General features: G+C 44.3%; 17 protein-coding genes. 9 read left to right on the forward strand and 8 right to left on the reverse strand.

What is annotated here, in order from left to right; translation table 11 throughout:
- Positions 1–124: 124 nt before the first annotated feature.
- The 3 genes from KO531_RS19900 to KO531_RS19910 form a co-directional block, all read right to left on the reverse strand.
- Positions 125–358 (reverse strand): DUF1289 domain-containing protein, encoded by a 234-nt coding sequence (locus KO531_RS19900; RefSeq protein ID WP_219252077.1) that lies wholly within the window; start codon positions 356–358, stop codon positions 125–127.
- A complete protein-coding gene (locus KO531_RS19905) occupies positions 333–683 on the reverse strand; it encodes a VOC family protein (RefSeq protein WP_219252078.1) in 351 nt (116 codons plus the stop codon). The genes KO531_RS19900 and KO531_RS19905 overlap by 26 nt, the downstream gene beginning before the upstream one ends.
- Before the next feature lie 101 nt (positions 684–784).
- Complete coding sequence (locus KO531_RS19910; RefSeq protein ID WP_105253144.1) at positions 785–1,489, reverse strand: DUF445 domain-containing protein; 705 nt, start codon at positions 1,487–1,489, stop codon at positions 785–787.
- A gap of 433 nt (positions 1,490–1,922) precedes the next feature.
- Between KO531_RS19910 and KO531_RS19915 the strand changes: the two genes are divergently transcribed.
- From KO531_RS19915 to KO531_RS19925, 3 genes are all read left to right on the forward strand, one after another.
- Positions 1,923–2,303 (forward strand): VOC family protein, encoded by a 381-nt coding sequence (locus KO531_RS19915; protein WP_028760394.1) that lies wholly within the window; start codon positions 1,923–1,925, stop codon positions 2,301–2,303.
- 255 nt (positions 2,304–2,558) lie between these two features.
- The gene (locus KO531_RS19920; RefSeq protein WP_219252079.1) at positions 2,559–5,954 is read left to right on the forward strand and encodes a DUF748 domain-containing protein; all 3,396 of its coding nucleotides are present in this window, start codon (positions 2,559–2,561) and stop codon (positions 5,952–5,954) included.
- Positions 5,955–6,257: 303 nt separating this feature from the next.
- Entirely contained in the window at positions 6,258–6,614 is a 357-nt protein-coding gene (locus KO531_RS19925; protein WP_028760396.1) for a glutathione S-transferase N-terminal domain-containing protein, read from the forward strand.
- Positions 6,615–6,762: 148 nt separating this feature from the next.
- Here KO531_RS19925 and KO531_RS19930 read toward each other — a convergent pair whose 3' ends face one another.
- Positions 6,763–7,452 (reverse strand): energy-coupling factor ABC transporter permease, encoded by a 690-nt coding sequence (locus KO531_RS19930; RefSeq protein ID WP_219252080.1) that lies wholly within the window; start codon positions 7,450–7,452, stop codon positions 6,763–6,765.
- A 132-nt stretch (positions 7,453–7,584) separates the two neighbouring features.
- Here KO531_RS19930 and KO531_RS19935 point away from each other — a divergent pair, with 132 nt between their 5' ends.
- The gene (locus KO531_RS19935; RefSeq protein ID WP_219252081.1) at positions 7,585–8,046 is read left to right on the forward strand and encodes a hypothetical protein; all 462 of its coding nucleotides are present in this window, start codon (positions 7,585–7,587) and stop codon (positions 8,044–8,046) included.
- Between the two features lie 137 nt (positions 8,047–8,183).
- Here the strand turns inward: KO531_RS19935 and KO531_RS19940 are convergent, their stop codons facing one another.
- From KO531_RS19940 to KO531_RS19955, 4 genes are read right to left on the reverse strand one after another with little or no spacing between them, the layout of a single operon-like run.
- Positions 8,184–8,363, reverse strand: coding sequence for a Trm112 family protein (locus KO531_RS19940; RefSeq protein ID WP_006081200.1), 180 nt, complete (start codon positions 8,361–8,363; stop codon positions 8,184–8,186).
- A 10-nt stretch (positions 8,364–8,373) separates the two neighbouring features.
- Positions 8,374–9,369 carry a tetraacyldisaccharide 4'-kinase gene (lpxK, locus tag KO531_RS19945; protein WP_219252082.1) on the reverse strand — a complete coding sequence of 332 codons (996 nt, stop codon included), beginning with the start codon at positions 9,367–9,369 and terminating at the stop codon, positions 8,374–8,376.
- Positions 9,370–11,178, reverse strand: coding sequence for a lipid A export permease/ATP-binding protein MsbA (msbA, locus tag KO531_RS19950; RefSeq protein WP_105252892.1), 1,809 nt, complete (start codon positions 11,176–11,178; stop codon positions 9,370–9,372). It lies immediately after the preceding gene.
- A gap of 32 nt (positions 11,179–11,210) precedes the next feature.
- A complete protein-coding gene (locus tag KO531_RS19955) occupies positions 11,211–13,529 on the reverse strand; it encodes a DNA internalization-related competence protein ComEC/Rec2 (RefSeq protein ID WP_219252083.1) in 2,319 nt (772 codons plus the stop codon).
- A gap of 32 nt (positions 13,530–13,561) precedes the next feature.
- Between KO531_RS19955 and KO531_RS19960 the strand changes: the two genes are divergently transcribed.
- The 5 genes from KO531_RS19960 to KO531_RS19980 all read left to right on the forward strand — a co-directional run bounded on the left by KO531_RS19960 (position 13,562) and on the right by KO531_RS19980 (position 16,270).
- Positions 13,562–14,071 (forward strand): DUF2062 domain-containing protein, encoded by a 510-nt coding sequence (locus KO531_RS19960; RefSeq protein ID WP_028760402.1) that lies wholly within the window; start codon positions 13,562–13,564, stop codon positions 14,069–14,071.
- Positions 14,072–14,328: 257 nt separating this feature from the next.
- Positions 14,329–14,733, forward strand: a complete 405-nt coding sequence (locus KO531_RS19965; protein ID WP_028760403.1) for a phosphate-starvation-inducible PsiE family protein — start codon at positions 14,329–14,331, stop codon at positions 14,731–14,733.
- A 158-nt stretch (positions 14,734–14,891) separates the two neighbouring features.
- Positions 14,892–15,194 (forward strand): PilZ domain-containing protein, encoded by a 303-nt coding sequence (locus KO531_RS19970; RefSeq protein ID WP_105252894.1) that lies wholly within the window; start codon positions 14,892–14,894, stop codon positions 15,192–15,194.
- Positions 15,195–15,270: 76 nt separating this feature from the next.
- Positions 15,271–15,939 carry an AAA family ATPase gene (locus tag KO531_RS19975; protein WP_028760405.1) on the forward strand — a complete coding sequence of 223 codons (669 nt, stop codon included), beginning with the start codon at positions 15,271–15,273 and terminating at the stop codon, positions 15,937–15,939.
- Complete coding sequence (locus KO531_RS19980; protein WP_105252895.1) at positions 15,926–16,270, forward strand: replication protein RepA; 345 nt, start codon at positions 15,926–15,928, stop codon at positions 16,268–16,270. The genes KO531_RS19975 and KO531_RS19980 overlap by 14 nt, the downstream gene beginning before the upstream one ends.
- The last annotated feature ends 215 nt before the right edge of the window (positions 16,271–16,485 follow it).

A 16,485-nucleotide genomic window follows, 5' to 3' on the forward strand; every position in this document is an offset into this window, starting at 1 on the left:
TCCTGCTTCAAATGCCAAGGGTGTTTCAAAATGCCAACGGCGAAATACGTTAATGCGTATTTCGCCGTTCGATTATCCACTTAAAGCTTAAAAATCAATTATCGTAAGCAATTCTGACGGCTAGTCATACTCCATCCTGTCTTCTACTAACCACGTCATTGAACTTAACCAGATACTCCCCCTTACGCTCCTCCATCCTAATAAAACAAGCTTGCCGCTCCACTTCCGACATAACGCGCCACGCTAAAATTTCATCAAGATGCCTGAAACAACCTAAACAAATATCTTGCTGATCTAAACAACAATTTCGAATACAAGGAGTGACAGTAGGATCATTCTGACCAGACGGCATATTCATTGCCACAAGGTTCAACAAAATGGAATCGACGGCCTCCCGGAAAACTAAAGATGTCAGCTGTGATAATGCCACCAGCTGTTACGACAGCCGTCAGAGTCAATTCTAAGTTCTGGCTGTAGATCACAATCAGCGGGCAACCTTTTGCGAGGGTGAAATTCACATTGGCTTGATAGAATCCCCCAGTAATGCCGACATCCATAAAGCAACTGTATTCAGGGCCATAATCGACATAGGTCCATCCAAAAACTTGGCTAAAAAAAGCCTTAGAACTCGCAATGTCGCGACTTGGGATTTCCAAATAATTGATACTGTGGTGACGGTTCATAGACTTCCTTGCTATTTAATCAGGACACAAAATGATGAACATAAAATGCGTAAGTAAAATGGGAGCCAAAGCTCCCATTCTATTCGCGGCTTTAACTCAGGTTAACCTTGGATTAAGGCTGCGGCAAGTCCAATCAGACCGCCAAACACGCCGCCCCAAATCACTAACCAACCTAGGTGCGTTTGGATCATGTCCTGAACGATTTGTTTCACCATTTGTGGTGTTAACTCGTTTAATCTTTGTTCCACTATGTTAGCAATTTTAGTTTGCAGATCGGCCATCACATTTGGCTGTTCAATTTCTTGTTTCAGCAACTCGTGAAATGCATCGCTTTGTGCCATTTCAACTAAAGAAGCTTTCATCTTTACAATAAACGGCTCTTTTAACGGCAATAAGGCATCTGTGCCACCAAACATAGACAACATGCCGCCAAAGGAAGATTGGGCGACTGTGCTAATTAACGCATCAAAAGAAGGCGCTAAATCAACCTTTTCAATCACTGGCGCCAAGTCTATTTTACTCAGCCCTTCTTTTTCAGACAGGAATCGGTCGATATTTTCAGTGGTAAAAAACTGTTTCATCATCAAATGAGCAATGCCCGCCTTAAACTCTTCAAAACGAGAAGGCACGACTCCCGAACCATAGAGTCCGGGGACTTTCTCAAACAACATATAAACTGCAACCCAGTTGGTAATTGCACCCGATAAAGCAAATAATCCGACATTCAGGACAATTGCCGAATTCATCAGGTAACCCACAACGACCAAAGCAGCCGCCAATAAATTCGTCACTAAACTCTTATTCAATCTCATATCCCCTAAGGTGGCATCGATAAGATGCAAAACTCGCCTATATTAACAAGTTAACGGGAGTCAGGTCTAACACTCAAACCACAGTAAACAAACCCGTTTTAAAATCTGTTTTCAGTGCTAAGTCTTGGCGCAAGTGGCAAGATGAAGCCCATCAACTAAGCCGCAGCGCCACTGAGCCACAAGAAGCTGATTAGCCAGCACCAAATAAAGTGAATCTCCTTGTAGAACATTAAGTTAATTTAATGTTTGCCGACCTAAAAAAGCAAAAATTTTAATTTACCGTCTGTGAATTATCAACTTGCCTCAACTACACTCAATCAAGATAACGCACAAAAAATATGGCTCAGAATACAGACGGTACGAACACTGACCGTTAACCTCGGCTCAATACACAAAATTTACCCCAAATAGAATAAAGGATGCGCTTATGGAATCGGCTTTTAACACTGCAGGGGCGTTAAGTTGGCATGAATTGACAACCAATAATACTGAAGAGGCTATGCACTTCTATGCTGAGATTTTTGGCTGGCACTTTAAAACCGTCAAAATGCCCCACGGTAATTATCATATTATTGAAAACCAGGGCGTCAGCATTGGGGGGATCACCGATAGTTTACTCCCAATGCTTCCCTCACATTGGACTGGCTACATTACCGTTAACGATGTCGATCAAGTCGCTATCAGCGCAAAAAAACTTGGCGGGGATATTCTGTTTGGTCCTGAAGATATTCCCGAAGTAGGCCGTTTTTGTTGGATAAAAGATCCACAAGGCGCCATTATTGCAGCGATTAGTTATTTAAATCGCTGATCAAAAATAGCTTCCAACATGGTGAGTATTGACGACTCAAAACATTAGCCATAGGCTGAAACACATGTAGTTATCAATGTAGATGATAGGTTACCACTCAGGAACGTCTTAGATCAGAAGACGTTATTGTCTGTGTAATACCAAGATTTCATTGGTAAAAATATAAATAATTTCTGGAAACATTAGCATTATTCGCTAGAATGTCCCTACTTATGGAAGTTTTTCCCTGTCTTATGCATTGGAGCCTTGATATTAATGCTGACCCAGTTATCGCAATTCAGACACTCTTTTTTTGCCCTCCCAAGATACCTGCGAGTGATTATTTACCTCACAGCAGTCTACCTTAGCTATGTCTGCACATTAGGTTTAATCCTCCCCTATGCGATAACCACGCTGGCACCAGAAAAACTCTCAACTCTGCTCGGTCGTACCGTCACCCTAGATGATATACGCATTAACCCTTTTAATTTCAAAGTCGAAATCGACCAACTGGCCATTAAAGAAAAAGACGACAAACCTTTTGCTGGCATTGCACAAGTCCAATTCGAAATACACTTTTGGCGATCTGTTTTTAATCGCGCCGCCGTTATCGAAAACATACACATACAAGCACCTTTCGCACATATCATTCGCGTGGAGAAAAAAGGGAAAGCTGGATTCAACTTCGACGATATTTTGCAGACCCTGAACGGGCATTCATCCACGAGCACAGAAACAGTTCCCACAGAAGCCAGCTCACCTATTCGTGTCCTGCTCAGCCAATTTGTGTTGGATGCGGGACAATTTAACTTCGATGACAAAATTACCCATGCTCAAGTGAACTACCCCAATATCAATCTAAAACTCAGTTCCCTTGATACTGAATATTTGATGGCGGCATCATCGGCATCGATAACACCAGCCATAAAAGTAAACAAAGTTGATAATACGACACCAAACGCCCAATCAACGTCTGACTCACCCATTGTGCCTATCAAGCACAATCACTATGCGATACAACTCAGTGATGATCATACTGGTGAAATCAGTTTGCAGGGGCAATTCCAATTGTTCCCGCTAAAAGTTGCGGGTGACATCCAAGTCGCCAAACTGAAACTGACACCACTATGGCGATTTATCGACGATCAATTTAATCCCGTCCTCACGGATGGCGAGCTCAGTATTAAAACTCAGTATCAAGTGGATCTTGCCGAGAATGGCGAGTTACAAGTCGTCAGCAACAATGGCCAGTTTATTGTTGAAAAACTTAACGTTAACGACAAAGATCGCTCAGTGGTAAAGCTCCCCATGTTTGCCCTCGACGGCATTTCAGCCAACTTGAAGCAGCAGAAAGTGCATATCAACAAACTCCACAGCGATGGCCTAACAATGAGTGCCATTTTGAACCAAGACGGGCTCGATCTTGTTGGCTTATTCATGCCTAAATCGTTAAGCGCCTCCACAACGACTACGCAGCCGGTTGCTAAACCAATCGATGCTAAGCCAGCAGATGCTCAATCGCTAGAGCACGTACAAGTTGCGCAAGTGGAAGAAAAACGTCAAATAGCAGAGACTGCTACTGATGCAAGCGATAGCGCAGACAAAGCAACGGAAAGCGAATTAGCCGCAACTAACGAGAGTGATAAAACAGAACAAAAGACAGAAGCGACTGCAAATGTCACCACTAATGCCACTAAAGAAACCGCTGCAGACACCGCTTCAGAGGCAAATCCTCAACAGCCAGTCAAGCAAGCGCCTAAGACACCTTCAAAAGACACTTGGTTAGTGCAACTCGATGCGCTCAATATTGAAAACTATGACCTTAATCTATCAGAACAAAAGCTAACGGCAACGCCGCAGCAATGGCGAGTGTATCCGCTTAATTTTTCAACTAAGGTCATAACGAGTACTTTAACCGCTCCGATTGAATATGAGCTACAACTCAGCCTCAATGGTCAAGGTACTTTGAGCTCTCAAGGCCAAGTCGATGTGACGGGCGAAACCATAGATGCCAATATCCAACTCGATAAGCTGGCATTAACCCAATTTCAGCCCTATTTAGCGCCCTACGTGAATATCCAGCTCAAGAGCGGTCTATTAAGCTCAGCAGGCAAGCTGACCGCCGATGCTAAAGGCAAAGCCATTTACGGTGGTAGTGTTGAGCTCGATGATTTAGCTATTCATGACAAATTGCGTAATGCTCCGCTGGTCAAATGGCAAAAGATGAATATCAATCAACTGGATTTTGACCAACAGAAAAATCAAATCAAAATTGATCACTTAGCCTTTAATCAACCCTACGCCAAAGTGGTGATAGCCAAAGATAGAACCACTAATATCAGCGATCTTATCGTTGAGGCTCCGGCTGCAAATAGCAAGACAACTAAAAACACAACCACAGCCAGTGCTAAGCAAACCGAGCTGCAAACGGCAAGCAAGACAACGCCTGAGTTAAGCCTCGATATTCAAAAAATTAGCTTTAGCCAAGGCTCGGCTTACTTTGCCGATAACTCACTGACTCCGAATTTTGCTTCGGGAATTGAGCTGCTTGAAGGCAATATCACTCACCTGTCGTCCACGCCAGGGACTAAGGCCTCGGTTGATATCAAAGGTAAGATAGACAAGTATGCGCCTGTAACTCTAAAAGGCGATATTAACCCTTTGCTAGATATGCCATATTTAGATCTCGACTTAGTCTTTAAGAGCGTTGAGTTAACCTCAGTCAATCCTTACTCAGGCACCTATGCGGGTTACTACATAGATAAAGGGCAGCTATCACTATCGCTGAACTATCAACTCGATAAGAACAAGCTCAAGGGCAGTAACCATCTGGTCATAGACCAACTGAAACTTGGTAAACCCAGTGACAGTGACCTTGCCACTAGCTTACCCATCACGCTCGCGATTGCCCTGCTGCAGGACCGTAACGGCGTGATTGATTTAGGTATGGAGGTCTCAGGCGATTTAGACTCACCCAGCTTTAGTGTCGGCAGCATCATAATGACGGCGATTACCAATGTGATCACTAAAGCCGTCACTGCGCCCTTCACTTTCTTAGCAGGACTAATAGGTTCTGACGAAACCTTAGATAAGATCAGCTTTGCCGCAGGCAAATTCAGCCTAAGTGAAGATGAGCAAAAAAGTTTAGACAAACTCGCTAGCGCCTTACTCGACAGACCTATGCTCAAGCTCAGCGTTGAAGGGGAAGTCGATGCCATCAATGACAGCCAAGCCATTGCTGAGCGCATCATGAAGCGTAAATTGGCTAAATTAGCCAATATTGAATTTAGTGCGTTACCTGATGATTTAAGTCCGAGTCAATTCCCGACCCAAGGGCCGCTTGCCGATGCGCTAGTAAAGCTTTATGAACAAGAAGTTAAAGCCGATCCTGCCCAAATCAAAGACACTGTTATCGCAGAGGCCAAAGACGCGCAGCTTTCAGATGACGAAATCACCACCCGCTGGCATATCGCTTTATATAATCTGTCGGTAAAAGCACAGAATGTTAACGATGGCATGTTGGGTAATTTGGCCCAAGAAAGAGCCAAAGCCGTTAAAGCTTACCTTGTGGACGTGAAAGAAATAGCCCCAGAGCGGATCTTCTTGCTCGAAAGCCGAGTGAGTTTAACCCAGAATGCGGCCCAAGTGAGCCTCACCATTGATGCTCAATAACTCAGCCAATTAACTGGCTTTTTATATAAAACTAAGCCCGCTAAAGTCCGACTTTAGCGGGCTTTTACCTTATGGCTAAGCGTCATCACCAATCAAAAAACCATTCTTCTACAATCAAATCATCTATCTGTTAATTCACTCTAAAATGTTGGCCGAGCTTGGTGCCATAGGTTACACTCTGCGGCCTTTATACAACTGAGATCACAGTTTTTAAACGACTGGATCCCAGACTCGCCGCACGCTTTCTGTGGCGCCATGACGCACAAATGTTCTTCCACAAAAATTATCATTAAGGTCAATAACATGTTTATCATTCGCTGGATTTTAGGCAGGATTATTCTGTTTTTAAACTTCGTATTTAGCCCTAAGAAGCGCCAACGTCCACTGGCTGAGCAACAAAAAATTGATGCTCAAACTCAAGCCTTAGCCCTGTATCAATATCCTGCATGCCCATTTTGTGTAAAAGTCCGCCGTGCAATGCGTCGCCAAGGACTCAACATAGTGACCCACGACGCTAAAAAAGCGCCGCATAAAGATGAACTCATCGCTCAAGGCGGCAAACAGCAAGTGCCTTGTCTGCGGATTGAAGAAAACGGTCAAGTACAGTGGTTATATGAATCAAAAGAAATCATTAACTACTTAGACCAACGCTTCGCCTAAATCACGGCGCAACGGTCAGCGCAAATATACAAATAAGTGCGCCCAGTAACCTTTTCAATCGTCTGTTCAATGGGCTCCTTACAAAGGGCTTTACGTTGGAATGATGAGGTTTCGGGCGCAGTTCTTTTATTGCGTTGTTTTATCGCATTTACTTACGCCACAAATATTCACGGTCAGAATAATCAAATAACCACTGGGGCTGATACACCACCAATAGCGTCACTGCCATGCCATTAAGCAATGCCTCAGGGAATGCCAGCAAAGGGATCATCATCAGGTAGTCGTCCACTAACACATTCCAATCGTAATCCGCTGCAGACCACAACCACATCGCCCAACTCAATTGATGAAACACAGTTGAGAGGCCCGCATTGATAAAACCACTGACGAAGATGAATACAAAAATATGCTTAGGAAATAAATGGTAACTGCGACTGTATAGGATAAAACACAGAAACAGCGGCACGGCCATAGCGAACAAACTAAAAGCACCAAAATCAGCGGGCTGCTTTAATACAAAAAGACTAAAAAAAGCACTCGGCAATAGCAACACTAGAGTCGCAAGACGCCAGCCGAACATCAGCATACAAGTGACAATTCCCAGAAAATGCAGATGTAACCCAGTTTGAACACTGGCATTTAGCGACCACAGCGCATTGATCCCCACCAACGTCAGCAACAAACGTAATTGGAGATGTTTATCCCGCCGGAGCTGCACTAACTCTTCTTTTGGCCATATGGCGTAGATCCATAACGCCAAGAACATAAGACATATACCTTGAGTCAGGCTAATATCCCATTCGATTTGCGCCCATTTATTCGACCAAAACGCCAACATTACTCGCCCATCCTTAATCCATTACACCTATCGGCGCGTACTCAGCCTATGAGAATGCCATAAATCCATGAACTTTAGGGCCATATTAAGGTATTCTTCTGTCAGTTAATAACCTAAGAGTTAAATTTGATTATGCCGTTTCGATATTTCAGCCTTGCCATCTTAAGTTGTTTCTCGCTCATCGCCTGCAGCAGTGCGCCAATTGACCCGAGTGAACTCGCCGGAAAATTACGGGATAAGTTGACGACAGATATTAAAAGCGATGGCCTTAAACTCTTCAGCTACAAAGCTCGTCTGGTCGATGAAAAGTCGACAATGAATGATACAGACCGCCCTTTTCCACACGAGGCACGCATACGTAATATGCAAGATCCCCGTGAGCAACGTCGCGCGATGCAAGATCTACAGGACTCATTAGAAATTTGGGGGAGACAGGTTGATTTAGGTTTAATCAAAACCCTTGAAATGACGGGTTATTGCCGCGAAGGTTATATTGAATTAAGCCGAATTATCGAGCCTGGTCGAGGAGAAATCCGCGGTGAGTGCCAAGAGGGGGCAACCAATGCTGATAAACAAAAATTTATGAGCTATTAACTAAACTCAGAGTAATGAAGAAACGTGCACAGTTACCAATACAAAAAACTGAAATCGGCTAAAAATAGCGAAAACGGTAATAAGCAGAATAAAAAGCAAGCATGCGCGTATGAGACAATACGCGCATTCACATCACACTAGACTGATTCGGTCAGTGGCACAGCACGATTTTCCAATAACACAGGGATACCTTCAGTGATCGGATAAGCAAGTTTATCTGCCTTACAAATCAACTGCTGCGTCGTTTTATCGTACTCAAGTTTTCCCTTACACACAGGGCAAGCCACTATATCTAACAATTTTTTATCGAATGCCATGGAAGTTTCCTTATTTAGCTGCAGCCACTTCACGAAGACGTGCGAGCAGCTGTTCATCAAATTGTGGGGATAGCTTGGCATCGACCGCCAAATACCACCAGTTTTCTTGTGCAAAATCGCGACATTTAACCGCATCTTTTTCTGTCATCAACAGTGGCAAGCCTTGGGCTAAATCACCTAACTGGATTTTATCGTAGGCCTGATGGTCATCAAAACCATGGCAGAAGGCCAGTTGATAGCCTTGTGCGCGCAACGATTCAAAGAAACGCGCTGGATTACCTATGCCCGCCATCGCAACGAGCGGCAGAGACTTATCGAAAGTATATTCACCAGACGTCGCATCACATTTAACAGGCTTCACTGCCGTAGGTGTCAGTTGCATTTCGAACTGCCCTTTTGCCGCTGGGCCACCATTACTGACAATAAAATCCACGGTATCGAGACGCCACGCACCTTCACGCAATGGACCTGCTGGCAATAGCAAGCCATTGCCTAAACCGCGCTGACCATCAATTACCACCAGCTCAATATCGCGTGCCAGAGCATAATGCTGTAGGCCATCGTCACAGATGATGACATCGACACCAAACTCAGCAATAAGCGCATTAGCCGCATCGACCCGTTTAGCGCCAACCACCATGGGCACTTGAGTACGCGCTACTATCATGGCAGGTTCATCCCCCACCTCTGCCGCACTTGCACCTAAGCAAACCGATTTAACGCCTTGAATATCAACACCGTAACCACGACTGATCACACCGGGGTGAAATCCATGTTGGCGCAGTAATTCAATCAGATAAATCACAGTTGGCGTCTTACCGCTGCCACCGACGGTAATATTACCGACGACGATGACAGGTACAGGCATTGCAGTTTGTGATTTCATCCCGAGGTGAAACAAAGCGCGGCGCACATAAGTGATAACCACGAATAAGCCAGATAAAGGTAACAAGAGCCATCGCAGTGGATGGCCCTGATACCAGATTTTATTCACTAAGGCCTGCATCTAACTACCAAATTGCATTTGGTATAATTTGGCGTACATGCCATCTAATTCCAATAGTGATTGGTGCGTCCCGCGCTCGACGATACGCCCCTGATCCACCACTAAAATCTGATCGGCACTCTCGATGGTCGACAACCTGTGGGCAATCACTACAGATGTGCGGTTTTGTCTGAGGTTATCTAACCCTTTTTGAATGGCTTTTTCTGACTCAGTATCCAGTGCAGAGGTCGCTTCATCGAGGATCAACACAGGCGCATCACGCAACATAGCGCGCGCAATCGCAATCCGCTGTCTTTGACCACCGGACAATAACACGCCATTCTCACCCACTTGGGTATCAAGGCCCTGGGGCAGTTGATCAATAAACTCCATCGCATAGGCCAAGGTCGCAGCTTCAATGATCTGCTCACGAGTGGCTTCACCTGGGTAGGCGTAAGCGATGTTATTGGCTATCGTGTCATTGAACAAGGTCACCTGTTGCGATACCAGTGCCACTTGATTGCGCAGCGATTTTAGCGAGTAATCGTAGATGCTGACGTCATCAAGCAGAATATCGCCGGATTCAAGGCCCGTATAAAAACGGGTCACTAAACTCGCAATAGTCGACTTACCTGAGCCAGAACGTCCAACTAAGGCTAAGGTTTGCCCAGGTTTGACTTCAAAATCGACATTCTCAAGTGCACGACGATCTTGGCTGTCATAGGTAAAACACACATTATCAAAACGTAAATGCCCCTTAGCACGCTCGACAGTATAAGTTCCCGTATCGGACTCTGGCAACGTATCCAGTAATTCAAACACTGTGGTACAAGCCGCAATACCCCGTTGAAATTCGGCATTCACTCGGGTTAAGTTTTTGATTGGCTGTAACATGGCCATCATGGCACCAAGAATCGTCGCGAAGGTACCCGCGGTAAGATCGGCTTTCATGCTGTCTAAGCTTGCCGCATAAAGTACAAAGGCTAAGGCGAATGAACCAATAATCATGATCAGAGGCTGACTAATGGCTTGTGCCACAGCTAACTTCATATTTTGATGGCGGTTTTGATCGTTTACTTTAGCAAAACGGGTTGCTTCTGTTTCCTGTCCACCAAAGGCCAATACGTTTTTATGGCCTTTAATCATTTGCTCCGTAGTCGCACTCACCCCGCCCATGGCTGTTTGAATTTGCTTAGAGACCTTGCGGAAACGACGACTAACCACCGCAATGACCATGCCCATGATAGGACCAATCACAAGAATACAGAGGGATAGCTTCCAAGAGTTATAGAACATCAGCACCAGCATACCAAACACAGTCACACTATCGCGGACGATGGAAATCAAAGCACTTCCCGATGCTCGAGCGATTTGCTCAGTATCAAAAGTCACTTTTGAGATCAAGTTACCGGTATTTTCCTTATCCATATAACTGACAGGCAGGCTCAGATAATGCTCAAACACTTGCTGACGCATGTCCATGATCAAACGTGCACTCATATATGAAATGCCGTAAGTCGAAACAAAGTTAGCAAAGCCACGTAGGGAAAACATAACGATAACCACAAGCGGCGCCATCATAAGCACGTCGTTGTTTGCGTGGAAACCTTCACTGGTTGGCAATGCTATGCCGTTGGTCACCGCAGCAGGGGCGCCGCCGGAGAAACCCTTATCAATAAAGGGGCCGATGAAAGCGATAAAGGCGGCATCGACGAGACCATAAATAATTAATCCCGCAACTGAAAGCATAAACATGCCTTTCATCTGTTTTATATAGCCCAGTAATCGTTTGAAAACTGTCCACATTTCGTCTTTAGGAGATGTTGTCATTGATAACACTAAATTATGGCAAAGTAGGCATTCTACTCTGGATTAATCAAGTCACCAAATCTAAACAGAGAGTTGTACCAAAATGGCGCTAAATCACCACGATAGGTCTTAACCTCTCGCTCAGACTGCTGAAAAATCACACTAATCTGCCCTTCTATACCTGTAGTTAGGCCCATAATCTCCCGTTGCTGATACCGTTCAACCACTGTGGATTTTGGAAATCCCCAGCGATTAGCAAAACCAGCAGGAAACAAGACTAACTTGGGGGCAACAGCATCAATAAAGGCTTCAGTTGACGAGGTTTTACTGCCGTGGTGGGGCGCAACGAGCACTTGACTTTGTAACTCATGCTCACCACTTAAGGTACGACTTAATAGCGAGGTTTCGATTTGCTTTTCGATATCCCCCGTAAGCAGTAGACTCTGCCTGTCATCATCAATGCGTATAACACAGGAACCATTATTACCCGCTAACGCTTGAGGCGGGGAAAGCAAATTCAAGCTCAGCCCTTGCCATTGAATTAGCCTTGGGCGGCAATCTTGGCCGCTAAAGCCAGCCACGTCTGTAATCACTAAAGCCTTAGGGTAAGCCTCAATCAAAACAGGGGCACCACCTGCATGATCGTTATCGCTATGGCTGATAACAATATAATCAATCTCTTGAATGCCTTTGGCTTTTAGGAAAGGCAATATCACCCGCGCCGCATAACTGAAGTCATCACCAAAGGCGGCACCGGTGTCGTAAACCAGCCCTCTACCATTCTTTTCAATAACCACAGCTAAACCTTGGCCCACATCCAGTAAATGCATAGCCCATCGATTATTTTGAACGGGTGACCACAGCGTAATACAGAAAAGCAAAGCGGGAATAAACAGTAAACTCAGCAGGCTTAACCAAGAAGTATAATTTTTATTTTTAGGCACATAGCGCCATAACACACTACCGATGAGCGCGGATAACCCCAAGGCTAATATCGTATCTGAAAGCGCTAACCAATGGGCTGGCAATTGCTGGCTTATGTCTAGCAACTGCGAATAGGGTGATAAACTCCAATCACTTAGGCGAAGCAGTCCCAACCAAGAGAACCCAAACGCAGTACTAACCCACCAGCATATAAATCCCGCCATAGCTAATGGGATAACAACGAAACTAAACCATGGCACAGCTAGGATATTCATCCACAAGCTGTGTAAACTCACACCACCAAAGAGTGCTCCTTGCAGTAATCCAAGCCCAAGGCTCAAGCGCCACTGGATGGCCCAAAATTGCAAAAGCCCCGCACCTACACGCGTCCTTCGAGACGACACAGCCGTAAACTCTTTGGGCTGGATGACTAAGGTATATAAAATCACCCCTAAAGCACAAAACGACAGCCAAAATCCCGCACTTAAACAAGCAAGCGGGTCGAGTAACAATACGACAAACAATGCAAACAGCAAGCGCTCCCACGCAGTAGAAAATCGCTTTAATAAACTCAGTAGCATTAACAGTAAAATCATCATGAGTGCACGCTGAGTCGACACACCAAAGCCTGCAAGATATGCATAAAATGCGGCGCCTATACCTGCCGCGACTAACGCAAAAGTCATATTACGTCGACTCTGATGTGACACAAAACGACTCAATCCAAACAAAAGGCAAGCGTATACCCATGCCGCAACAACGGAGAGGTGCAAACCGGAAATCGCCACTAAATGGCCAGTGCCAGTCTGCCTTAGTGCTTGCCAACGAGCTTGTGAGATCAAATGCTTATCCCCCAAAAGCAAGGCGAGTAAAATGTCACCTTGAGGTAAAGAGGCTAATTCAGGTGTCAATGCGCTTATGAGGTCATTACGCAATGAAGGCGAAACCGCAAGTAACTGCGCCTCAATCACTCGTCCTTTACCGACAACATGTTGACTGATTAATTGTTTTTGTTCGTTGTAGCCGCCTTGATTTAGCACGCTAGCAATGCTCTTAGGTGTCAACGTAAACAGCCAAACCTGACCCACATCGACTTCTGGCGGATCTTTCCACGTGAGTCGCAATTTTGCGTTTGGCCCTAAGATTAAATTTGGTTTAATGAGCGATATATCCAAACTTAGCCAGTCGCTGTTTCGACTAACTAGTGATATGATTTCGCCCCTTACCTGTATAGGTTGTTGTAACACTGGCAAATCCTGCCTAGATAATCCTAAGCAAAAACCAGTTAGCCATGCTACCGCAAAGAGCCCACCTGCACAGACAGGGATTTTTCGGTGTAAGATTAACGCCCCAACAACAAGGTAGGGTATGTAACTGACTGGCGGCAGCGAAGGCCATAACATCGCTGATAACAAGATGGCACTAAAGCCAAACATGAATCGATTCATAGTGAATTAAGTTAAGACAGCAATTTCAGCATATGCCAAAAAAATTAATTAAAAGATTTATGCCTAAGCCTGAAACCTTGCGTGAGCATAAACACTTACGCATGTTCGGACGCTTGTTACATAATCCCAATCTATGGGCACTTAATCGAAAATCCGCCCCAGGCGCATTTGCCGTAGGGTTATTTGTCGCTTGGATCCCCATGCCATTTCAGATGGTTGTTGCAGCGGCTTTTGCCATTCTATTTAACGTTAATATTCCAGTTTCAGTTGCATTAGTATGGATAACCAATCCCTTAACTATGCCAGTGATGTTTTATGGGGCGTATTTGCTCGGTGCTAAAATACTCGGCCATGCTCCGCAAGATTTTGCCTTCGAAGCAAGTTGGCAATGGATTGAAGCATCGCTTGCGACCATAGGTCCGGCATTCTTACTCGGGTGTCTCGTGCTAGGAGTGGTTTTTTCCGCTGTCGGTTATTTGCTGATTAATAATCTGTGGAAATATTCAATTATGTTTAAGTGGCAGAAACGCAAGAATAAATAATCTTTTATATTCAAACCGCTTATGTTGGTACAACGATTGAGTCGAGGTAACAGCATAAGCGGATTAGCACATTCGCTCTCGCTTCCCTTTTGTTCATCATATAAATCACCTTCTACATACAACCACGTTAACTCCACTTTGCGCCGAATTTAAGATCGTACATATCTGTGAATTAAATCACACAGCGGCACCTAGCTTTTCCCTAAAAACAGATTTTTGCTGTTACTATTTATAAAAACATCAAGTAGGGAATATCCATGCCTTTTTATCATCAATATGGTTCTAAAAGCCTCAAAGCCGTTGAACACTTAGTCCTATTTATTATTGCCATTGCCACCGTTGTCGCAATAGGCCAAGAAATTGTGCATATCATCTCTGTACGTATGGTCGCACTGGCCGATTTACTCTTGTTATTTATTTTCTTAGAAGTGTTAGCCATGGTGGCTAACTACTATGAATCCGGTAAGTTACCAGTACGTATGCCGCTTTATATTGCGATTGTCGCCTTGGCCCGTTACCTAATCTTAGATATGAAGAGCATGGAAGACTGGCGTATCGCAGCAATATCATTATCGACGCTAATTTTAGCGGCAACCGTTATTGTGATTCGTTGGGGCCAATTAAAAATGCCTTATCCAAAAAATCAAGAATACGACAATTAATCAAATACCTGAGTTGGTGCTATTGAAACCTAAATCAATGGCACCTGCTGTTCTCGTTTTAAAACTATTATCAAAGACCTAGCTTTCACATTGGTATTCTGCCAAAAAGCAATTATGCTAGTTTTACTGAGATCAATAATTTACGGGGCAATTGAGTTATGGGTGACCATACTACTGGTTTTGAAGAAAAACGCACATCGCTGCGAGTCGACATGGAAGCAGAGCGCGTGGTCTTGAATTGGATCGACACTCAAGGCATGAAGCAAACAGATGAAGGTGTGTGTATCGACTTAGCAAGACGCGGCATTTTATTCGATTATAAAAATCCGTTTGCACTCGGGGAACTCATCGAAGTGACCTTTAATCCCAATTCAACCCAACAAAATACCGTTAAAGGACAAGTCTGCCGTTGCGCGAGATGCCATGACCAAAGCTACCATATTGCTATGCAACTGCTTTAATTTAACTTAAATTTCGCAGCTTTAATGGCTCTGTTCTACACTCAATGAATTGAACAATTCATTAAGGGGCGTCAGTATGATCTTGCTGGTAGGTGGTGAAAAAGGTGGTAGCGGAAAAAGTTGTCTCGCTCAAAATCTTGCCGTTTATATTAAGCAAAAATTTCAGGCAAACGTCCTCATGGTCGATTGTGATCCCCAACGCACGACTTCAGATTGGATCCAAGCAAGAAATAATGATCCAAGCCTCCCAAGCATTAATTGCATCCAACTTTACGGCAAGATTCGTAATGATTTACTCAGCCTCAATGAGCGTTTTGACTACGTAATTGTAGATTGTGGTGGCCAAGATAACTTAGCCATGCGCGCAGCTATGTCGGTAGCGACTTATGTTGTGATCCCCCTCAGACCCAAAAGACGCGATCTCAAAACATTACCCCACATGGAAGACATGCTAAGTACGTGTAAGATGGTGAATCCTAAAATGATCGCGACTATAGTGCTAACCCAATGTCCAGCGCTCCCTACACAATTTAAACGCATTTTAGAAGCCAAAGATGTGGTGCAATCCTTTGGACTAAGAGTGCTAAATTCAGTTACATTTTGCCGAAATATTTATGATGACAGTGAAGAAAGAGGCTCTTCAGTCGTCGAAATAGAACCCGATGGGAAAGCAGCCGATGAGATCCGCGCCATAGCGGATGAGTTATTCGCAATGCCACCAGAAAATAGCTATGAGCTTAACTGATCTTAAACGTAAGAAACCTAAGCAAATCATCAAGCCGGTTTCTGTCGATGATTTCATTGAAGATGCCAATAACTACGCTTTAGGTAAGGCGAGTTTATTAGCTGCGCCCACCACACACACCATAGTTAAGGGCTTAGATAAAAAATCGACTAAGATTTATCGCCACGCGACCTTTACCCTCACTGAAAACAGCATTTCCCAGCTTGACGCCCTATCGAAATCCACCAATATTGCAAAATCTCGATTACTGCGTATTTTGATCAATGAGTTTACCCAACTCACTCCCGCACAGCAGGAGCAAATTGCAAATAAGCGCCACGATGAGACCTGAGATTCAACAAAACGATTACACGTCTAAGCGGCTAAAAACTAATCAATAAAATACAACAAAATAAAATGAGTACGCTATGGCACTGTGTATTATACCAATCACATTAAATAACCTGAGATCGGTTTAACAAGCCATAACTGTAATAGCATTAAACTCTGCGTTAGTGATGTTCAGTTGTGGCTTATTGTCTTTCAATTGATAGGCGATGAGTCCCG

Origin of the sequence: Shewanella sp. NKUCC06_TVS, assembly GCF_019345515.1 — a bacterium.
Taxonomy (GTDB): Bacteria; Pseudomonadota; Gammaproteobacteria; order Enterobacterales; family Shewanellaceae; genus Shewanella; species Shewanella oncorhynchi.